This is a genomic window from Caballeronia sordidicola (genome assembly GCF_000729995.1).
Lineage (GTDB): Bacteria > Pseudomonadota > Gammaproteobacteria > Burkholderiales > Burkholderiaceae > Caballeronia > Caballeronia sordidicola_A.
Map to the genome: position 1 here is coordinate 99,165 of NZ_JNFG01000009.1, position 20,085 is coordinate 119,249.

General features: G+C 55.1%; 17 protein-coding genes and 2 pseudogenes. 8 read left to right on the plus strand and 11 right to left on the minus strand.

Annotation, left to right across the window (positions count from 1 at the left end; all coding sequences use genetic code 11):
* Positions 1-241 precede the first annotated feature (241 nt).
* From FH08_RS0109860 to FH08_RS50330, 8 genes and pseudogenes are all read right to left on the minus strand, one after another.
* A complete protein-coding gene (locus FH08_RS0109860; RefSeq protein ID WP_031358165.1) occupies positions 242-1,435 on the minus strand; it encodes a hypothetical protein in 1,194 nt (397 codons plus the stop codon).
* Between the two features lie 569 nt (positions 1,436-2,004).
* Entirely contained in the window at positions 2,005-3,141 is a 1,137-nt protein-coding gene (locus tag FH08_RS0109870) for a hypothetical protein (protein WP_152602779.1), read from the minus strand.
* Entirely contained in the window at positions 3,138-4,130 is a 993-nt protein-coding gene (locus FH08_RS0109875) for a hypothetical protein (RefSeq protein WP_152602780.1), read from the minus strand. Before FH08_RS0109875 ends, FH08_RS0109870 begins: the two co-directional genes overlap by 4 nt.
* Positions 4,106-4,447, minus strand: a complete 342-nt coding sequence (locus tag FH08_RS0109880) for a hypothetical protein (RefSeq protein ID WP_031358168.1) — start codon at positions 4,445-4,447, stop codon at positions 4,106-4,108. The genes FH08_RS0109875 and FH08_RS0109880 overlap by 25 nt, the downstream gene beginning before the upstream one ends.
* Positions 4,448-4,508: 61 nt before the next feature.
* On the minus strand, positions 4,509-5,954 hold the full coding sequence (locus tag FH08_RS0109885; protein ID WP_031358169.1) for a hypothetical protein: 1,446 nt from the start codon (positions 5,952-5,954) through the stop codon (positions 4,509-4,511).
* Between the two features lie 664 nt (positions 5,955-6,618).
* A complete protein-coding gene (locus FH08_RS0109895) occupies positions 6,619-7,536 on the minus strand; it encodes a hypothetical protein (RefSeq protein ID WP_152602781.1) in 918 nt (305 codons plus the stop codon).
* Between the two features lie 32 nt (positions 7,537-7,568).
* Entirely contained in the window at positions 7,569-8,414 is an 846-nt protein-coding gene (locus FH08_RS0109900) for a glucosaminidase domain-containing protein (protein WP_031358171.1), read from the minus strand.
* Between the two features lie 169 nt (positions 8,415-8,583).
* Positions 8,584-8,922 (minus strand): annotated as a pseudogene (locus FH08_RS50330) (transposase); the annotation flags it as partial.
* Positions 8,923-10,027: 1,105 nt separating this feature from the next.
* On the opposite strand from FH08_RS50330, the gene FH08_RS51300 reads away from it, so the two are divergent.
* Together FH08_RS51300 and FH08_RS0109920 are read left to right on the plus strand one after the other, a co-directional pair.
* Positions 10,028-10,369 carry a hypothetical protein gene (locus FH08_RS51300; protein ID WP_031358172.1) on the plus strand — a complete coding sequence of 114 codons (342 nt, stop codon included), beginning with the start codon at positions 10,028-10,030 and terminating at the stop codon, positions 10,367-10,369.
* Position 10,370: 1 nt separating this feature from the next.
* Positions 10,371-11,024 (plus strand): hypothetical protein, encoded by a 654-nt coding sequence (locus FH08_RS0109920; protein ID WP_051888055.1) that lies wholly within the window; start codon positions 10,371-10,373, stop codon positions 11,022-11,024.
* Between the two features lie 219 nt (positions 11,025-11,243).
* On the opposite strand, the gene FH08_RS51750 is transcribed toward FH08_RS0109920, so the two are convergent.
* The 3 genes and pseudogenes from FH08_RS51750 to FH08_RS0109935 form a co-directional block, all read right to left on the minus strand.
* Entirely contained in the window at positions 11,244-11,624 is a 381-nt protein-coding gene (locus tag FH08_RS51750) for a hypothetical protein (RefSeq protein WP_152602782.1), read from the minus strand.
* Positions 11,625-11,698: 74 nt separating this feature from the next.
* A pseudogene (locus FH08_RS0109930) lies at positions 11,699-11,914 on the minus strand (IS5/IS1182 family transposase); the annotation flags it as partial.
* A 425-nt stretch (positions 11,915-12,339) separates the two neighbouring features.
* The gene (locus FH08_RS0109935; RefSeq protein WP_031358175.1) at positions 12,340-13,083 is read right to left on the minus strand and encodes a helix-turn-helix domain-containing protein; all 744 of its coding nucleotides are present in this window, start codon (positions 13,081-13,083) and stop codon (positions 12,340-12,342) included.
* Between the two features lie 54 nt (positions 13,084-13,137).
* On the opposite strand from FH08_RS0109935, the gene FH08_RS0109940 reads away from it, so the two are divergent.
* From FH08_RS0109940 to FH08_RS0109965, 6 genes are all read left to right on the plus strand, one after another.
* Positions 13,138-13,905, plus strand: a complete 768-nt coding sequence (locus tag FH08_RS0109940) for a YebB family permuted papain-like enzyme (protein WP_235210324.1) — start codon at positions 13,138-13,140, stop codon at positions 13,903-13,905.
* A gap of 23 nt (positions 13,906-13,928) precedes the next feature.
* On the plus strand, positions 13,929-14,678 hold the full coding sequence (locus tag FH08_RS0109945) for a sterol desaturase family protein (RefSeq protein WP_031358177.1): 750 nt from the start codon (positions 13,929-13,931) through the stop codon (positions 14,676-14,678).
* Between the two features lie 823 nt (positions 14,679-15,501).
* Positions 15,502-16,158 carry a hypothetical protein gene (locus tag FH08_RS0109950; protein ID WP_152602783.1) on the plus strand — a complete coding sequence of 219 codons (657 nt, stop codon included), beginning with the start codon at positions 15,502-15,504 and terminating at the stop codon, positions 16,156-16,158.
* Between the two features lie 72 nt (positions 16,159-16,230).
* Positions 16,231-16,602 (plus strand): DUF805 domain-containing protein, encoded by a 372-nt coding sequence (locus FH08_RS48295; RefSeq protein WP_051888060.1) that lies wholly within the window; start codon positions 16,231-16,233, stop codon positions 16,600-16,602.
* A gap of 7 nt (positions 16,603-16,609) precedes the next feature.
* Positions 16,610-18,871 carry an FAD-binding protein gene (locus FH08_RS0109960; protein ID WP_031358180.1) on the plus strand — a complete coding sequence of 754 codons (2,262 nt, stop codon included), beginning with the start codon at positions 16,610-16,612 and terminating at the stop codon, positions 18,869-18,871.
* On the plus strand, positions 18,868-19,962 hold the full coding sequence (locus tag FH08_RS0109965) for a hypothetical protein (protein WP_031358181.1): 1,095 nt from the start codon (positions 18,868-18,870) through the stop codon (positions 19,960-19,962). The genes FH08_RS0109960 and FH08_RS0109965 overlap by 4 nt, the downstream gene beginning before the upstream one ends.
* The last annotated feature ends 123 nt before the right edge of the window (positions 19,963-20,085 follow it).

Here is a 20,085-nt window from a genome sequence, read left to right on the forward strand (position 1 = left end):
CGTGGGCCGCTTACGCATGGTATGGAACAATCCAAGTTGGGTGAGGCCATAGGTGACCGGCGAGAACAGCGAGCTTACCGCTTTCAGTCGGATGACTGTTCGCGGTCAGGGCTATATCGATCTGACATAAATTAAGGTTGATCGGCCATGTCGGAGCGCGATCGGCTATATCTTGGCTGACAACCAGCCGCGTGAGTCGGTCGGAAGACGGACGAACATGATGGATCTCCATACAGAAATTTCAGTGAATTGTCACCGTAATGTGGGAAAGGTTACTGGCCGGCGCGTTATCCGGGGTGTTCAGTAATAAGTTGGGAGGCTGCTTAGGTGCTGCCGCTGCTGCTGCCGACGCCATGGTTGCAGCCGCATCTGCCGCCACCGCCGCAGAAACCGCGTCAGGGGCGGACGCCGCGATTGCGTTGGCCGCAGCGGATTGCGCGCTACTCGCCTTTACCTGTGCATCAGCGACGTATTCTTGTGCTTTCGAAAATGCAACTTCTTCTTGTCGTTGCTCCGCGATTCTTTCGTTGATAGTTTGTTCCTTACCTGCACTCAGCTTGTTGAGCTCCGAATTGATATCGGTCTTCGCGGTATCGTTTAGCATTCTGTACCAGTTTTCAGCATTCCCCTTGGTTACAGACATACTATTCAAAATGGGATAAATGAAGAGCTGCATTTCGGTAACGGTCGGTGTACCTTGGAACAACCACCAAAGTGCTGTTATCTGCCTGCCTTTAAGAGGACCAGGCGGGTTCAACGATTTTCCCAAATCGCTTGCGATCTGGATGTCCTGCGTTGTTATCGGCGAGGTTTGAGAATCCGATCCGTCCGCAGACACATGCCCAGTAGCGATAGCCTGACGAACCAGACTTGCAATTCTCATCGGCGTGCATAGGTCCTGGTTGTATTGCAATGCGAGCACGACGTCTGGATAGGTTGCAGGGGCTGCTTTCAACGCAGCCGCACGATGAACTTTCAGTGCGGTCATCGTGAGGTCGCGTACGGAACTTATGTTCTCTGCAGAGAACAGAAAGTCCTTGGAATATAGATCAAGTCCGGTAAAACCCGCTCCCGTTCCTATCGCAACTGCCGAGACGGCTGTTTTGCTCGCACTAGTCAATGAAAGAATGGAGGTCGCGAGCGTTCCCACCGCACCTACGGTATCGCGCGAAAAAATAATCCACTTTTGGTTTTGGGCGGCGCTTGCGAAAAATTCACTACAGTTCGATGCGACTAGCGCAAGGCCGCTTGCCAACATTCGCTGCGAACTATCGAGTTGGGCTCCGGCATTCGAATTGTAGTCCTGCAGAGCCTGATTGTTCATCGAGATGAAAGCAGCTGTCAAACCTGACGACGCCGGTTGGGAAATGGCACCGTCTTTATTGACGATGGGGGTGGGGCCGCTGGTTGTCGAGCAACCAAATAGAAGCAACATTGGACACGCCAGCCATGCAGAGAATCGCGAGCGCATAGAGCCTCCTTATTCTTGACTGCCAGTGCAGTAAATTAGTCCTTGATCGTGCCGTTGGCCTGTTAAAGCAAAGCGCTGCTAATAATTTCCCGTGCATCGCGATGACCTACGTCATAGATGAGAAGCACGTGCATGACGGCGCGCAGAGTTTCGGCTATAAGCCCGTCGATCTGCACTCAGATCGAGAGACGTGCCGCCCCACGATCGCCAGTCATCGGCATAAAGCGATGTTAGAGAGACAGCTGGGCGACCTACAAACATAAACCGCGATAGCAACTAAAATTTCCTCGATCACACAGAAATGATGACCGTTTAAATGTCAATTTTATAGGCTCGATTACCCCAGCCAATTCCATATCGACTAGTTCGAATATTTAGTTAAACCAATCACAAAGCCCTATCTTTCTTTTGCTTGCCAGCGTAATCCTCGTCGCGCACCTTCGCGAGATCGCCTTCACCCATTGTGCCAGCAACCGTAGAACAGCTTTTCGACGAATTTGATAGACCCAGACCATTGATTTGGGGTGGGACCTTCAACGCCATTCGATCTGCGTTACGTGGAACCGGTCGAGGTCTATCTCGGCCGGGTCTTTTTTTATCTTGCGTGTATCTTTAACCGCGACTGTCGCTCGACTGGTGTATTGATGAAACAGGCACCGGTCAGTGGGGCTGCTCTCCCCGAAGCAGAGGTCACGCGTCATTTGTCTTGTGCGAGGATTGGATGCATCGTCGGCCGGATGTCCACCGTGCGTGGTGTCATTGGCAACCCATATGGGCACGTTATGTAGACAATTCCCGCCTCTAAACCCGACGTCGAGCAAGCTGTATTCGTTGTTAATACTGGGCATGGTATAGAGCAGGGTGGTTGCTTTCGGATACTTCGCCTTTACCGTGTTAATCCATTCGCACGCCATCTTGTAGTATTCAAGTCCATACTGAAGTCTGGCTTTTGGGTCATTTGCTCCGGCCGCGTCAGACAGGCGCTGTTCGATGTCGATAGCGATGTAGCTTGGGAATCCCAGTTGAGAGCTGGGCTGAGCGGCGGGATTGGTTGCCTCATATCCGTCGAGAAAAGTCTGCGCCTGATGCCGAGCATCTTGCATTAGTTGTGCGTCAACGAGTGTGAGATCGCTATCTGAGTACGGGAAATGTTTGCCCCGCAAGAAGCTCGACGTGTCTCTTATATCGCCTTCCATACCGAGGAAATGGTACGGATACACCTCTATCCCAGAATTCTGGGCATCCTTCCAAAGCACCTTCGCTTTCGTAGTAAATATAGCTTGTTGCCCGCTCACGCGAATGAAAACAAACTCGCCCCCGCAATCTCGGGCGACGTGCATGTCGAAAGTGACCCCATCGCGGATCAGGCCATCGTACAAGTCAAACCCACCACGGACCTGAACTGGCTTTTTCCAAACCGTGAGATCGAGGAATCGATCTGAAAGAATTCCCCAATCGGAGGAGGTCTTTGGCGGCGGCGGATTTTTGAAAACCGATGTTGGCGCTGCGTACCGAGGAAGGCACCCAAGCGCTTTAGCAGTCCCAATCGTTGCTGCATTCACGTCAGCGCTCGGCACAGCGCGTTGCTGTGTTATTTCTTGCGTGAGTGCGGGATGAAGAAAACTCGCAACTAGAAGAGCGATAATGCAAATATATTGAGGGATATTCACGAACGACTCCTGATAATGAGGTCGTCCAGATTCTTCCGCGTGCCAATGAAACGGTCTAGATCCAACCCTGGTCCAACACTGCCGAGCGCATCGCCTCCAAGGTTTGTGTACTGGTGAAACAGACACCTGCGCGAACCGTCGATCGGATGGCATAGGCGCTCGACCAATCGAGTATCCACGTCGTTCCCTTCTTGAGGGATGCCCATCGCTCCGATAGAAGGATATTTCAGCCACACGATTCGGGGAACACGATGCAGACAGGAAACATCGGCGAGCTTCTGCTGATCAAATGTGCCCGCATCAGTGAATAAAACAAGAGGCTTACCACCGAGTAAGGGATCACGTTCAACCGTTTCGACAAATGAGCAAATGACGCGTTGGTACCGCTCGATGGTCATGTTTCCTGCCCATTGCGCGGTGGAGGGTACGCCGATTATTGACACAGCCGGCGGTAAATATTCAGGCGTGATCTTGTTTTCTATGTCAACTTTGACGAGTTGTCGAAAATTCTCAAGGAACAATCTTGCTTGCGTGACTCCATGATCAGAAAATGTCTGTTCGATAGCATCTTGAGTTAGCGACGCGGCGTTCTCTGGTTTAACAGGTACAAATGTAAGGGTATGGTAGGCGCCAATCACAAGCTTCACATGCTGCGCGGCTCCCCACTTGGCAGAGAACGTCGTCTCATTGGTCCAATCGCTTCCAGCCGAGACGCGGATATAGGCGAAGGTTCCACCGCACCGCGCAATCTGGATCATGTCTGCATCTGCCTGATACTTAGAAACATCCGCACCATGCAAAACCGGAACGTTACCGGGAAGATTTACGAATCCCGGCGGAGATACGCCCGCGTTAATCCCGTTGGCCACATAAGGCGCGTTAATGGGCGCCGTTGTTGTCTTACAAACGTCCACACGACCTTGCGCTAGCACATGCCAAGGTGCCGCGACCGTTGCAAGACCAATCAGCAGAATGTGGTTTGCTCGCACAGCGACCTCTTTTTTGAGGCACCCCAATGCAATGCCGTTCCGAGCGCCAGGATAATTGCCCCCCCGAGAATCCCTGCGTCCAAGCCAATTTCGATCCTTTGGAGCTGCGCCTTCGTTCCAATCATGTCATTGCGAACGACCAGAAGATAAGCCCGCCGTGTAGCGATGGTATTCAGCGTCGGAACTTCCTTCTCTTGTTTTGTAACGTCTGTTTGTGTCGGGTAAGTCCACTGGGCACAACCGACGACAACGCTGCTCACAACATAAAATATTGCGATCTTGGAAAGAGGCGAGATATAGATACGTTCTTTCTTCATTTCTTGATACCTCCGCGCGTTGTGCGCCCGTTGGCGAGTCCACCGGTCAAAAATTTCGTTTCTAGTCACACGTGCTAATGCTCGTCCCATAAGCGCTGTTGTAGGCGTTCACAATGTTGACCCAACGATCGTGCCGAACTGCACCTTTTTGCCTGTCGGGCGTTGCGTCAATAACGTCGCAGATTGAACTTGACTTGGGCGTAACCGTTATACGCGTCCCGCCGACGTTCGCTCGATCCGCCTGCAGGAGGCGAACCAGTCGCCGGTCATCATCTGGTATCTGTTTCGGAAGATTTGCGAAGGGTGTGGATTTCGCCAGCTCATGAGAGATTCCGGTGGCATAGTCCGCCACCACTACCAGTTGATTCTTTCTTCCTGTAAGTTTTGAGTCTGCAAATGGGACGAACTCGCCGTACAGTCCGGAAAGCGCGAAAATATTGAATTTTCGGATTTGATTCATATAGCCCTGTAGCCTTTGCTTCGGCCACTCCGGCGTCGAGAAAAGGAGGAAGGCCTCCGCTCGTGCCTGATCACTCACTCCGATATCCATCTGCTGCCAACCGAACGATGCACCCGAATCGTTGAAAACGGAATCAGTTATTTTGAACGCGGTAGTGCTCGCGTCGGCTTCAGATTTCCTCATTGCGGTAGCGAGTACACATAGTTCTTGCGCGCGGTTTTGCGTACAGTCAACTTCGGAGGCGGTCTGGCTCTTGATCGCTGCCCAAAGGTCTTCATCGTTAACGTAGACCACAGTCTTTTGAAGGTGAGCTTGTGCCATCCTAACGTACCTGGAACCGACTGCGAGATACGCCTCCACGATATTGGTGCGATGCACAGCATTGGCTTGCTTGAAAGATTGTGAATAAGCGTTCGAAGTTTTCTGAAGCCAATAATATAACGTTGAGGGAGTCAACACAAAAATCCTGCCGGACATCGTTGCCGGCACATCTTTGACTTCATAAAGCGTGCTGTTTCCAAGTTGATCGATTGGCGCAGTAAATGTGAATCCGCCAAATTTCAGTGTGACTATATTGGCCCGGATGCTCAAAACTTTAGCGACAAATAGCCGATGTCTTACGGCGTTGCATTTCCATCCCGTTTGCTTGTCGCTCAGGAACAGAAGCAAAACGGTGTCGTCGTCGACATATATTGACGACAATGGTGCCAATGCCGTTAGCTTGTCTGCGGTTAAGGAAATGTCCTGGTAATTGTACTTTCCCGTTCCGAGATGCACGGTTTTTTTTGTGATCGCGGCAAGATATTCGATGCGCTCGGGGTTTATCTTTGGAAAATCAATCTGCGTCGCACCCAACAGCGCAAACGCGGGGTACGTTTGATTTTCCCAGTCCGCGTTTACCTGCTCTTGTGCGGCCGGCTCGTCGTAGGTGACTTGCCCTCTGTTTGGATTACAGTCTAGGGTCGGAATTGCAAGACAACTGCCACATGTGATGCACATGGCAGCGAACAACCACATTCGGGGAATGCCGAAAATTGTGCTCGTCATGATCCACTCGACTGGCCCAATTCGAATGACGGATCGCGCGGAATATTACGACAGTGCAGTGAGGGGTGGCTGGTGGCATTCTTCGCAAACCACTGCCTGCAGCAATACCTCACCCAAATCCCGAGCCACACGTGCCGCAGTTCCTATTCAATTCAATCAAGTATCTCTCCATTCAAATCTAATGGAGAAATTGCGCTTTGGCAGTGTTTTATTTGATCTCGTAGGTGGGTTACCACACAGAGAGTATCGGAATGATTGGTGCAACTGTCCGGTTGGTGTGACAGCTGCTGCATGATGAAAGGAATCTGTCAAATGAAGAAGTACGTGCGTCGTGCACTCAGCCTTTCATTTTTCTACTGAACGTCTATTGTGCACTTGCCCGGGTTGTAGGTCGCATAGCGCGCACTACCAACTGTTTTCCCCTCGAGGTCGCCTTGGCCGATCGGAAGCACAAATACAGCGAGTGCGAGGGCCGAGAGCCGAAGAAACCGCACGCGTAACGGTCAGCATGTCCTTTAGTCGCCGCAGCGCGAAGTCACGAATGCGTCAAGCGCATCTGATTGCTGAGGACGTCGATGGCGTTGACGTTCAGTGCTGCCGTCGCGGATGCCGAGGTGTTGGCGGCTTGATGCGTCACTTGTTCCGCGCAACGCAGGGGCGCAGCCTACTTGAGAACAAGCCTGCAGGCGCCGCGGGGAGCGGCGATCGCTTGAGCCACGATGTCCATCATCGAATAGCGGTTGCTGCTCCATGCCTTGATCATCGATGACTTTATCAGGTCGCGCCACGCGTCGTCAGTCGGCGGTGCAGCGTGTGTGCACGCGCTGTAGAGGGCTCTCGTCAAACCCGCCACGCGACCGTAAATGGCTACCGTCGCCGGGTCGGTCACTATGAGCGCGGCGAGATCCTTCGGCTGATACGGCCGGCATCCGCCCTCAATGCCCGCACGGAACGATGTGCGCGGCTGTCCCTTGAGTTTGACGGTAATGCCATCCCTGAAGGAATAGAGGACCTGGGCCTTCGCGAGTTTGCTGCACGCTGCGTTAGGTGCTTCGGTAGCCGTCAGATACCCCTCGGAATTCGGCTCCGTGATGACCCCGGCGATCACAAACTGCAGGTTGTTCTGACCGTTGACATAATCCCACACATTCGTCGCGCACTTTTGCAGTAAGGCGCCGCTCAATCCCTGAGTCTCGCAGGCAGACACGATCCATTCGGCAGCCTGAGCGGCCGTGGGAAGCAGCAGCAACGCGCGTCCCGTGAGATGGCCGCCTTCCACTGTCGGCTCTTTGATCGTCGGCGAGCAGTCTTGCACCGAAAGATTCTTGTAATCGATGAGCACGCTGTTCCAGAACGGCGAATCTGCCGGAACGCCGCCTGGCACGCAGTTGCCCGCAGTGGTGCGGATCTCCTCCGGCGGCTTGCCCGTAGTGTGCTCCGCGCTCTCCTTAATCTGCGCGACGATGGTGGCGCGATCAGGCGCATGATCAGCGCGGCAAGCGATCGGGCTAACGATCAACAGCGTTAGGGCGACTGCAGCGGATGAGGCTCTCGTTCGACTAACGCGTGTGCTTCGCTGCATGCGCGCCTCCATTGCTCGTTTCGACGTGGTTGTTACTTCGGTGGAACGGTGATGGTGTTGCAGGAGCGGCTGTTGGCAGGCAAGGCGCTGACGGAAACTTGCTCTCCCTCCTTGGACGACAGACGATACAGGTTGTGGTCAACATCGATTTCGTCGCTGCCGTTCACGGGATCCCGCATCATCCTGCAGATATTTCGTGCGTAGGTCAAAGGCTGCCAGTTATAGGGCCTTGCGATTCCCGCTATCCAGTTTTGTGTGCGCACGATCACCGGGATGTCTGCGATCGTCTCCTTCTGGTAGCGAGCGTCCGCCTTGGCATAGTTCGCCGCGAAGCCGGATGCCAGGCGCCCCGCCACGTAGTCGACCGACTGTTGCTCGCTGTCGAAGATTACATAGCAGCGGTTGTCGTCCGCTTTGCCGAACTCTCCCGCCGTATCCTGACATGCGAGAACATAGTGCGGATTCGCGCCGTGCTCGGGTGCTTTCCATCCGAACAGATTGTGGGCTTGCTGAGCGGTGCGCGTAAAGCCATATCCCGCTTCGACGAGCGCCATTGCAGCAATCGCCGCCGCGGGTACGTGGTACTTGGCTTCCGCATCGGTGGCATAGCGAGAGATTCTTTCGATGTAGTCGCGCTTCTCTACCAGTGTCGGATGACCGGGCTCGGGCGCATAACAAGCCCAGCGCCCAGCTTCGGCAGCGGCAGCAGTGCGTTGCTCGTCCGTCCGCACGGCATTGAGGCGCTGCCGCAATAACGACAGACGGACGGAACAGATATCGGGCGAACGCAAGACGTCGTCCGGCGTTTGCGCCATGGCCAAAAGAATCGACAGTTCACATAGGGCATTAAAAGCGACGACGCGCAATGCCAGCTTCATCTCGGATCCCCGTTATTGAAGGTTAGACGATCATCAAGACACCGATGCAAGCTGCTTACTACCGTTTCGATGGAGATACTAGTAACGATCGCAAGTACATTCAAGTCAGATTCATGGCGAACATCTTTCTCCAAATAAGAGGTTGACGGTCGATGTCCCCGCAAGGCGGCAACCGTTCGGTCTTCACCTTTGCGATAGTGGGTTCTTGCCGATCCGCCGTGTCCATCGCCACTAGGTAACGGCCGATGCTTGCCTCAATGTCGCGCATGCGCCGCTCTAGTTTTGTGCTCGTGAAGTTGCGGTCGCGATGGTTTACCGCCTTAAACTTGCTGCCGTCGATAGCTACGAGCGCTTCGGCGAACAGGTCCTAGCGTTGGCATAGCATGACGAACTGACGACAGATGCTGCGGATCGCTTTGCCGTTGTCTTTGCGAAACCGCGCAATGGTCTTAAAGTCCGGTGCCAAGCGGCCTGTGAGCCACATCAATTCAATGTTGCGCTGGGCTTCCACTCAAATACCAGTCGGTCGAGAGTTGGTGGTGGGAGACCTCGCCTCTTCGGCCATAGCCACCGGAGGCCGCGATCGCGATCTGTCGTTTGTAGGCAGGATCGTAGTTCGGGCGGCCCTTACGATTGGAAATCTGCATCTCATCTATAGACAAAGTAGTCCCCGTCACTTATTTGGTTGGGACTACTTTGGACAGAGTCCAACTGCCTGTACATGGGCGACCTTCAGATGACGCTTACGAACTGTGCGATATCACACAGACTCAATCGGGCGAGTAATGAGACCGTTTCCTCAGAAAAGGAAATTAAGGGTTTCGCCGAAAGGGGAGTACTTTCCAGCGGAAGTTCGTGGCATTCAAAAATAAGATAATTGTAATTATCATCCGCAAAATGCGTTTGCAGTGACCATGCAGGTAGAAACGATGGGGGTGCTATGTTGCTGCTACGCTCGTTGACATATTTGGTTGCGATGCGACGCATGGAGTGGCGCGCTGACATGCCCACCGATGTACCTCAGACGTCGGGCACTGTCGACCCACTTGCGAAGGCTGGGTACATTCATTCTTTCTGCGGCAGCTATTTCGGAACATCGATGCCCACCTGGCTGAACTCCGCGATGGAAAATGTTTCCGCCGGAATAAGCCACCGTGCATTAAGTCAATTAAGAAAATCTGAAAAGTCAGGGCACGCGCGAGTCCGCCCAGACGCGCAACGATACGACGACCCTATTCAGAATACGTTTAAAGACGACTCTGTTCGTCTTAGCCTATTTTGTGGCTTAGACCGACCGAATCAATTGGTATTCGAATTCGAAACGCGGATGCCGCCCCACACAGTTAGCAGGGGACAACATGGCCCACGACGACCTCGGGAATTAAGACTCGCGTTCATAATGAAGGGCGGCGTGAGATTGGCTGTCTGGATGGGACGAGTCATCGATGAAATTCCCGTCTCATCAAGCTTCAGGAGCCGTTTTGTTCGCAACTGCAGGAGATGACGCGCAGGGCACCGAGCGATAAGTCTCAGGCACTCAACAACAGGGTAGTCTTTTTTAAATAGGCGTAAATTTTCAAGAAACCGAGCGTATCTACACCAGGAGTATAACGATGAATCTGAATTCTCCAACGGCGCGTCGGATTTTAATGACGGACATTCCGCGGGTAGTGATTGCGCTGCTCCTAGGCTGGTTATTGGTGAGGATCGCCGTCCCGATAGCGCGCGGGTTGGGTGAACCGGAATTTGCACCGTGGATTACCTTTATGGGTGGAGGATTTTGGGCCGCTGGGCTAAGTCATGTTTTGAGAAGACTCTTTTTCCATCGGATCGACATGCACGCATTTGCATCCAAAGCTTTAGAAGCGCCCACCGGCGCCGGTTTGGTTTTCCTTGGAGTGTGTTTGGTGTTAGCTGCATTCGTGTTGATGCAAGGCGCGGCAATCCGGACCTGACATGCCTCCTACCCTACCGCCCAACGCGTCACTTTATGTGCCAGTATTGATGGTTCAACAGAAGGACGTATGGCCGCAGATGACGCGGCCCGTTCTACTTGCTGGGCAGATCGAGCAAGAGACATGTGTCACTTTAACTTCGAATGGATGCTGGAACACGCACGCTGAACTGAAAACTTCACGAGAGTACGGTTTCGGTCTCGGTCAGTTAACAATCGCCTACAACGCGAACGGAACCGAACGATTTAACGCATTCACAGAAACAAAGGCCTTGGATCCCACACTACAAACATGGCAGTACAGTGATCGGTATAATGCGACAATGCAATTACGCGCACTGGTGGTTAGGAACAACCTTGCTTGCTGGAAATATCTGCATGTCGATGCGGAAACCGCGGACGACGCCTATGCGATGACCTTCGCTTGCTATAACGGCGGGTTGGGAGGGGTATACAGCGATCGCAAGGTTTGCGCAGCAACGCCAGGATGCAATCAAGGCAGGTGGTGGGGCAACGTCGAAATGACCTCCAATAAGTCGAAGACACCCGTTGCTGGATACGGACAAACGTTTTTCCAGATAAACCGCGGGTACGTTCGGAACATTATGCTGGTCCGTTCAGCGAAATATGAACCGCTCTTTGAGCATGAGAATTGACTTATTCGGACTCGGGTCCAATGCATGCACAAACGAAAGTAAATCTGTCCCGCGTTGAAAACTTCTCACGTACGCCAGCTAGTCAAAATGCCGCTCCGGCCTCAATAACGAAGGCGTTGAACGAAACTCATTTGAGAGTGGAGTAGTGGCGAATATATATGTTTCAGTATAGTCGTGAGCTAGGCGCCGGATAATTTTCTTCGCGCGGAATAATGGTCGCTAATGGTCACGAGTTGGTTGCACTGCATGCACAGTACCCGTCGTTGCTGCGGACGCAGCCGCTGCTGCTGCCGCAGCAGCGGCAGGCGTGTTTTGTCCACCACTCGCTGCCGCAGCCGCGGTTGATACTGTGTTAAGACTGTAATTTCCGTCAGAACCGACGGTAAGAACAGCGGCCTTTACCGACTGCTCGACAAGCGTTTTCAGACCTGAGAACGTGCAAAGATCGACGTATCGTTTCAGATAAATTTGTGCGGTCGGGAAATTGTCGAACTTATTCACTGTGACGCTTTTCACCATTTGACTATGAGTGTCTGCAACGAGCTTTCGAATACTTTGCAGGTTAGGAGAAAGAAAAAGTGAAGCGTCTATATTATCCATGCTAGCAGTGGTGAATCCAAAGGCCTGCTCCTACCGCGCTTGTTGCAGCCGTTCCGGCGCGAAAATACCCATTACCCGTAGATATAGATCTTGAGCATCACACCCGGATGATAGGAGGGGCGGCCCGTAAGCGCCGGCTCGGTACCGTTGAAGCTAAGTTCCGCAAGGTCCAGTTCGTCGACGAAGGCATCTATGACCCTGACCGGATTGTCCTGTCCAATGTAGTCATCGACGCATTCGGGAAGTAGTGCGACCTGCTTGCGGTCATCGCCTTCAACGAATCGCTTCATGAGTCACCTGATCTTAGTGCGTTGATTCAGTTTAGGCGATCAATGCGTTTTCACACAGGCTCGGTCAACTTCTGCCAATGGCTAACAGGCTCAATCCTGCCATGAAGCGTCATTTGTCCGCCTCTTCGTTCGGACATTCGGGCGGCGGGTCGTTAAGCAACGCCCCTCGGATTATATCTCGACGGGCGAGCGGCAGTTCAACCTCTCCGCTCTCGCGCTCGAGGACATCTCTGCGCCTCGGCCCGGAATGTCGTTTTGTTCCATCGATAAGGTATCCATATCTATAACAAACATCTCGACCACGTAACCTATTTGCACCAGATCCGTTCTGTGATCCCGGCCACAGTGTGCGAGCTTTCCGTGGTGAAAAGAAGTCTGAAAGGCTAAGCAGGTTCGCGGTCAAACGGCGCTGAACCGCATTGACCCTAGGCGACAGGCGCCCGTCGAAGCTGCTGAAACGCCGTTGGCTCCCATTCCTGGCTCGCCAGTAACAGCCCGGTTCCTCGTTTCTGGTTCAAAGGAGCGGAGGCACATTCTTTATGCAAGGCGGCGAACTTGCTACGCAGCCGCCTTAGCTCAAGCTGGAGCTGGGATAACGCAGCTTCTGTCAGCATGCCATGGGTGAACTCCAGCGTTTCATTCGGTTGGTCGAAGCGGCCCACCAGAAAGTCGCTTAGACCCTCGCGTCGGAAGAATTGACGAATCGGCCCGCTCGGCAGCCAGTCGAAGTCTCGCGCAATGCGTAGTCGAATCCGGTCTCCCGGGAGTAGCGCAATGACGCCCATACGATCGAGCACCAATAACCGTTTTAAGCATTCCGCCTTGCTCATCTGGTAGGACGCCACAATGTCGGATACTGACCAATGATTGAACGCACAGACTGCCACCAGCAATAACTTGCTGTTCGATACGAGTTGTGCCTCCTGATTTTCCGTCAGCGTGGATACCTGAGGAACAGAAGATGAGGATTCCTGCAAGATTTCGGACAGTGTAAATCCGAGGAACTGGCTGATCTGTACAAGGCGCTCCACTGTAAATCGTTCGCTCGAAAACAGACGCTTCACGCTTGGCTCTGAAAGTGACAGCGCACGTGCTACGTCGTGGTATGTCATCCCCTGGGCCTTGAGTTCGCGCTTGATGGTCGCGACAAGCTGAGCTATTTCTGTCATTTTAGGTATCGAAAAATAATACTAAGAGGTGCATTTTAGGAGACTTTGGTCGGAATGCCAGCGGAAATTAATACCCATGTGCATAGTTCCAGTCATTCCAACCGCCAGGGTCTAGTCATGCACATTGAAGCAGGTAATGACGTTGCGAGCCGTCGACCGGCGCCGCGCGAGTCCAGCCGGACAAATACCTTACCCGTGGACCCGGTCCGCGCCGCGCCTGGGCGGTTGGCCGAAACGGTCGTCTCGCTTGGCGCAACGTTACGCGTTGGAGACATCGTCTGCATTCATGTTTCGGCGAAACCGTTTCGGGAGGTTTCAGCCGCGACCGGATCGTGGATCAATCATGTCGGCGTCGTCGTCGACATCGCTGGCGAGCAACCACTGATCGGTGAAAGCACGTTTCCGATATCCCGTTTTACGAGTCTCGCTCGATTCGTCGCTCGATCGGATGGCGGACAGGTCGCTGTCGCCCGACTCACGAAGCCGCTGACGTCGACGGAAGAGCAACGGGTACGTGTGGCTGCCGGGCGTCGAACGGGTGTTCTCTATGACACAGGATTCAACCTTCATTCCAGGCGTCAATTTTGTTCGCGATACGTTCGCGAGGTACTCGACGAAGCGACTGGAGTCCGCATCGGCGATATCGAAACTTTTGCGGCGTTGTATTCACGCCGGCCTGACGCTGCACTCCGATTCTGGAAGATCTGGTATTTCGGCCGTATTCCATGGGCACGTGAAACAGTCACACCAGCAAGCCTGATGCGCAGCTCGCAATTGCGTTGGGTCTTTGATGGCATCGCAGTAGATGCAACGGAAGGATAGTTCAAACGGAAGGGAGGTTAAGAATGCTTGGCTTCGTCCTTATCTTGTTTGCATGCTGTTTTGTCGTTGAGCGCGTGGTCCCGGGCTGGTCGTTACCGAGCGTACGTAGCTGGCCACTACGCGTGTTGCTCATCAATGCAATTCAGGTTTGTGTCGTGATGCTTGCCGGCGTGACGTGGGAGCGTTGGTTGTCGTCACGATCGATCCTGGGCCTCTCCCGGTATGTCGGGCCGGTTGCAGGTGGTCTGCTCGCCTATTTCATTGCTACCTTCGTCTTCTACTGGTGGCACCGCTGGCGCCATGAGCACGATTTATTATGGCGCGCTTTCCATCAGATACATCACAGCCCCCGGCGTCTGGAGATAATCACGTCGTTTTACAAGCATCCTGGCGAGATGGTCGTGAACTCGATTATTGGGAGCCTGCTGGTCTATACGTTTCTCGGTTTGTCGGCTGAAGCCGGAGCTGTGTACACCTTCTGCACGGCTGCCGGGGAGTTTTTCTACCATACCAACGTCAGGACTCCGCGCTGGGTCGGCTTCTTCTTTCAGCGCCCCGAGATGCACCGAATTCATCACCGGTACGGCCGGCATAAGAATAACTACGGCGACATCACATGGTGGGACATGTTGTTCGGGACTTACGAGAACCCGCGTGAGTGGCGCCACACCTGTGGATTCGACGAGGAGAAGGAGCAGCAGCTACTGAAAATGCTTTGTTACCGGGATGTGCACAAATCCGGGCGCAGCCTTGGGACAGAACCAGAGAAGTGAGCACGCACGGTGCTTCGATGGACGATCGCGTACGCTTATTCAATGGCCGCTATTCGACGTCCCAACAAAGTTGCTGAGTGTCTCTTGGGGGTCGACTTGTGCCTGACGCGGACCAATCGATGGCGGTCCGCTCCGCCAGTTCAAAGTCGAACCAGGTTCAGTCAGTTTCCGATTCTCGACATCGGCGGAAACGTCATTGACATTGCACCGACGACAACGGCTCGGCTCACTTCGCCGAAGCGCGGTTAGATGCTACATCGATCGTCTAGTGACATTGAAGGTGAACATTGCTTATCAAGTTGGCGATTTTCACGCCGTTATGTACGTAACGAGCGCCTGTGAAATTCGATCTTCGCGTCCTTCGATCGGGAACTTGACGATCGATAAGCAAAGGCAACAAGTACGATGCATTATTCGGTGCACGATTGAACGTGCCCGGACGAGTCAGACGTTCGTTTAAAGGGAATTATTCATCTGCCGTTAACTCGTCGAATGACAGTCAATTTGACTCCACATGAATCGACAGAGATTTTGGATGCGATATTTCGGTGGCGGCATGCGAACGACGGCTCAGTTGGTGGTTGTCCTAGGTTTGGTAGCTTCACAGCTCTCGGTAGCGGAGGTGTCGGGCGGATATGTCGGGCCATCTTCACGGGCGGCTACTTGGATCAGTGGAAAAGGGGCCGTTCCAGAGGCAGCAAAGCTTCTGGTGGTCGCGTTTCCAAAAGCTGTACAGGGAAACCGCGACGGGGCGGTCTTTGTCGCGACCACCGACGCATACCTAGACGCGGACCAATCAGGCGACGACGCGTCCGAGATGCAAATGATCACACCGATTGCGCTGATCAAGGTTGACGAGACCAACGCGGCGCTCATAGTAGAGCGTGTCGCTGCGGACGCCACGGGCGTGGTCCGTGCCGCACATCCTAGTCAAGCCATTGTCGACGCTTACTTTTTCACGAAGCGTGACGGCACGATCACTCTCCATCATCGTCAGGTTGGTATTCTCAAAGCAGGCTTTTTTGGCTCAATTGATCGCAGCGACGTCTTTGCTCTGACACCTACGTCCCGCGCTGTGACGCTTACTTATGGGACGTGCTTTCAAGGGGAATGCGGCACTTGGGTGAGCGTGTTTGTGGTTTCGCAGGGAAAAGTTGTGGTCTGGGCCGACGCGCTGCCGCTATCCGCTGACAACCTGAGTGCCGAAGAAGTATGCTCGCGCTACCGCCTGCGCGGCGTCCCCCTGGAGCGCGGCTGTTATTCGGCAGTTGGTACGTTCGACTTCGGGCGCGGATCGTTTAGGACGAAGCCCAGCGACCTTGTCATCCGTTTCAAGAGCGCTTTGACTGGCGACCAGTCACGAGACGGTAAGATGCAAGAACCAAAAGCCGGTCGATATGTGAACACCATCGCGGTGTACCGAGTCATGAATGGCAGGTATGTGCCGCTCTGCGGCTCAAACCCCGTTCCACGATTTTAATGTCGGTTCGCAGCAACTTGGTAGGGCGATTCAGGCCAACAATTGATTCCCGGGAATAGGCAAAAAATAAAAATGCTTTTATCCACTCTCGCCCCCGCTTTCTTTTTGAGCCGCGGCCGGATTACGCGCAGTGAATGGCTGACACGGATCATATTTGCCGCGCTCATGTGCGCTGCCTTCGGCGATCTTGCCGGTTCCTGGTTTGGCGAGATGGGCGCAGCCCTATTTGCGCTCGTCTTCCTTTGGAGCGCGCTCGCACTTTCTACGCAGCGCCTCCACGACATCGGCCGTTGCGGATGGTCTTTGCTGACTGTCATTGTCCCGGTGCTCGGGCCGATCTGGGTGCTGATCCACCTGCTGCGCCGCGGTGTCGATCACGAAAACCGCTTCGGCCCCGATCCGGCAACCCGCTCGGATTACCTCAAAGTCAATATCTCGGAGTGATGCGGACATGGCAACCGTCAACGACGTTACTCAACTGAACCGGATTCCCGTATTTTCAATCGCCACGCCCACAACGACCCAGGAGGTCGTCGAGGCACTTACCAAGACCACCCTGCCGGTGTCCGTGGGCGGCGGTCACTTCAGCATGGGGGGGCACACCGCGAGTCCGGGCACCCTGCATCTGGATATGCGGAAGATGAACAGTGTGCTCCGCTTCGAGCCGCAAACGTCGGTGATTCGAGTGCAGGCCGGGATCCGCTGGTGCGACATCCAGCGCTTTATCGATCCGCACGGTCTGTCGGTAAAGATCATGCAGACCTACGCGAACTTCACGGTGGGCGGCGCGCTGTCGGTCAACGCGCACGGCCGCTACATGGGACTGGGGCCGGTCGTGCTATCGATTCGGGCCATCAGGCTCGTGCTGGCCAACGGCGAAGTAGTCGACGCAAGCCCTACGGAAAACACCACGCTCTTCAACGCGGCGATCGGTGGATATGGCGGCGTAGGCATCATCACCGAAGCGGAACTCGACCTTGCGCCCAATACGCGGGTCAAGCGCAGCGACCGCACGATGCATACCACCGAATACAAGGCGTGGTTCGACACGAACGTGCGCAGCCGTCAAGATGTGATCTTCCACAATTTCGACCTCTATCCGCCGCGATACACGCGCGGCCGTGCGATCAGCTGGACGGTCACCGACGAGCCTGCCACGTCGGCGCGACTGCAGCCGCTGAGTCGCGGCTTTCTTGCAGCGAAGTACTTTCTATGGGCAATCACTGAAACGCCGCTCGGCAAGTTCCGGCGCGAATTCCTGTACGACCCGCTGCTGCATTTTGGCAAGAAGGTGCATTGGCGCAATTACGAAGCCGGTTACGACGTCGCGGAACTCGAGCCGGTCGGTCGCCGCCGGCGCACGTATGTGCTGCAGGAGTATTTCGTGCCCGTGGACGTCGTCGCGCGATTTGCCGAGGCGCTATCGGTGATTCTCTCGCGGCACCGGGTGAACGCGGTCAACATTTCGATCCGCCACGCACTTGCCGACAACCACACGGTCATGGCTTGGGCGCGCGGTGAGACGTTTGCCTTCGTGCTCTATTACAAGCAACGCACCCGGGCGAATGCCATTGAACGCGTGGCGGTCTGGACGCGCGAACTGATCGACGCAGTGCTCGCCGTGGGAGGCACCTACTATCTGCCCTATCAGTTGCACGCGACACACGAGCAGTTTCATCGCGCCTATCCGCGGGCACGCGAAATGTTTGCGCTCAAGCAGCAATTCGATCCGGAGTATCGGCTGCGCGGCGCGCTGTGGGATCGGTACTATGCGCCCGAACGTAGCGCGCCCGAGGCGACGCCATTATCGGAGACGCCACCTGTTTCTTTGCCGGCCGTTACGGTGGACCAGGCAGACCGCGATGGCACCCTGTTCGAGACGATCTATCGCAGCGAGCGCGAAGCCGATCGTTTCTATGCGTTTCTGCACAACATTTTCAACGTGTTGCCCGAAGACCGTCTGCATACGTTGATCAAGGCTTCAACGACCGAACACACTGGCGACGAGCACATCTATCGCGCGATCCAGGCGGGCCTCAAATCGATCACCCCGCGCCTCGCGATGCTCACGCACGCGCTGCCGTCACTGTCGATGCAGAAGGCCGAAATGGGCCGGCAGACCGCCATGCTGCTGGGCGATGCGCCTTTGCAGGACTATGTGGAGATTGGCACGACAGGGCGCTACGTTCGGGCCATGAAGAAATTTCTGCGCCTCAAAGGCAAGGTGACCCTGCTGCATGATGTGCGGCCGGGAATGAGCCCGGTCGATATTGTCGAGCGCGGGCAAATCGGCTCGATAGGCGATTTCCAGTCGTTGAACGACTACGCACCCATCGAGCTGCCTGCCGCCAGCGCGGACCTGGTGAGTTGCTTTGTCGGCTTGCACCACATGGCGCCGGAGAAGCTTGCGCCGTTTCTCGGCTCGATCGCGCGAATCGTCCGACCCGGCGGCTATTTCGTGGTCCGCGATCACGACGTCACATCACCGACCATGGATGCATTCGTTTCGCTTGCCCATACGGTGTTCAACGCGGGCCTCGGCGAAAGATGGGAAACCAATCGATCGGAGTTGCGTCATTTCGCCAGCGCGGACGATTGGATCGCGCGTGTCGAGGCGGCAGGCTTCCGCCATACCGGAATGCGCCTGACCCAGCAAGGCGACCCATCGGACAACATCCTGATGGCGTTCGTGCGCGATGGAGGGGCAGCATGACGCGGTTGTTGCGCAACACGCTGCTCGCGATCTGCGTCGCGCTTACGTTCGCGGCGCAGGTTGCGCGTGCGGCGGAATCCTCAACAGCGCCTGAGACACCGGCTGAGACGCCGGGAGCGTCATTTCAAAGCGCCGTGCCGAGCGCGGATCGCCGTGGCACTGAGCAGACGTTGCTGACTTTTCCCGAGTGGTATCTGGTGCATAGCCCTGCGGAGTACGCGCGGATCGTACAACACGCGCCATCGCACGACTTTCCGTTTCTGGGTCAGATCGGTCAGCTCTGGTCGAGTTACGCGACCGTCACGCGTGAGCAGATGCACGACAACTTTCCGCTCAATCCCAGTTACCACGTGATGATCTGGGTGATCGCATCGAGCACGACCGTGGAGTATGCGCTGCGCTCGCTCTACGAAAATACCGTGGGTCGCGCGAGCTGGCTCCTCGGCGGAAAGACGCTTACCGACGAGGACCGTTATGGCGCCCAGGCGGCTCAGGAGTACGTGGACTTCATCCGTCAGGAGCCCTGGTACCTGTTCGATTTCAGCGCCCGGCTTCATCACCTCTGGAGCGACGTCCCGGCGTGGGGGCCGGGGCTCGCGCGCAAATGGGAACGCCGCTACGCGCTGACCACTGAATATGCAATCAAGGCTGTGTACGGAAAACTGATCGAGAAAGCAACGCGGGCTGCCTACACGCCTGCCCTGATGACGACCGATGTGATCGTCGATCACCTACCCGACGGGTGGTCGGCGCCGGCTCACGTCAGCGTGCTTGCCCGTCTGCCGGACGGTCGGGCGTTGCTTGCGTTGCCGCGCTATTTCGACTTCAGGCTTGCGGCGACAGTGCTTGCGCAACAGGGTATTCGTCTCACCGATATCGCCGGCAACACATCGAACATTCTGGTCACAGTATGGGTGAAAGACGACGCCCCGTTGCCGCCCGGCAGCGGCCGCGTATTGTTCGAACAGCCCCTGACAATGCCCGCCGATACTCGACGCGTCGCGTTGTTGATGCCGGTCGGCGGCCTGTCCGATTTTCTGGCGGCCGCCGGGAAAAACGGCTTCGTGACGGAGCATGTGTACGACTACTGAAGCGGCAAAGGGTGTGGAGACAACAGAAAGAGTGGTCGTTCGACTTATGGAGACCGATCATCCCTTCATGGCCGCGCCAAGGTGGCTGACGCCCATCTTGGGTCGGTCACAACCGGTCAATCG